Origin of the sequence: Colwellia sp. TT2012 (genome assembly GCF_001440345.1) — a bacterium.
GTDB lineage: Bacteria > Pseudomonadota > Gammaproteobacteria > Enterobacterales > Alteromonadaceae > Colwellia.
The window spans coordinates 1-937 of sequence record NZ_LJYX01000088.1; the positions used below are offsets into that span (position 1 = coordinate 1).

Sequence of the window (937 nt, forward strand, 5' to 3'; positions counted from 1 at the left end):
GGCACGCCTGGCCGACCTGCTCGGCATAAGCCAATGGGCGGCGGTGATCGGCGGCAGCCTGGGCGGCATGCAGGCGCTGCAATGGACCATCACTTACCCTGACCGTGTGCGCCATTGCCTGGCCATCGCCTCGGCCCCCAAGTTGTCGGCGCAGAACATCGCGTTCAACGAAGTGGCGCGCCAGGCAATCCTCACCGACCCGGAGTTCCACGGCGGTTCGTTCCAGGAAGCGGGTGTGATCCCCAAGCGCGGGCTGATGCTGGCACGGATGGTCGGGCACATCACCTACCTGTCCGATGACTCCATGGGCGAGAAATTCGGCCGTGGGCTCAAGAGCGAGAAGCTCAACTACGACGTCCACAGCGTCGAGTTCCAGGTCGAAAGCTACCTGCGTTACCAGGGCGAGGAGTTCTCTGGGCGTTTCGACGCCAACACCTACCTGCTGATGACCAAGGCCCTGGACTACTTCGACCCGGCGGCAAACTTTGATGACGACCTGGCGAAAACCTTCGAGGGTGCCAGCGCCAAGTTCTGCGTGATGTCGTTCACCACCGACTGGCGCTTCGCCCCGGCCCGTTCGCGGGAACTGGTGGAGGCGCTGATGGCCGCGCGCAAAGACGTCTACTACCTGGAGATCGATGCACCGCAAGGCAACGATGCCTTCCTGATCCCGATCCCGCGCTATTTGCAGGCTTTCAGCAACTACATGAGCCGCGTAACTTGGTGAGAACGCCATGAGAGCCTACCTGGAAATCATCCAAGACTGGATCCCCGCCGGCAGCCGCGTGCTCGACCTCGGTTGCGGCGATGGCGAACTGCTGAGCTGGCTGCGCGACAACAAGCAAGTCACCGGCTATGGCCTGGAAAACGACCCGGACAACATCGCCCAGTGCGTGGCCAAGGGCATCAACGTGATCGAGCAGGACCTGGACAAGGG

The 937-nt window shown here is 62.4% G+C and carries 2 protein-coding genes; both read left to right on the plus strand.

Going from position 1 to position 937, the window contains the following annotated elements; translation table 11 throughout:
- Nucleotides 1-727: homoserine O-acetyltransferase MetX (gene metX, locus ASU03_RS20235; RefSeq protein ID WP_082627359.1), on the plus strand; the 727-nt coding region annotated here is incomplete at its 5' end.
- Between the two features lie 7 nt (nt 728-734).
- Nucleotides 735-937 (plus strand): methionine biosynthesis protein MetW (locus ASU03_RS18850; RefSeq protein WP_157465983.1); only part of this gene is annotated, 203 nt, incomplete at its 3' end.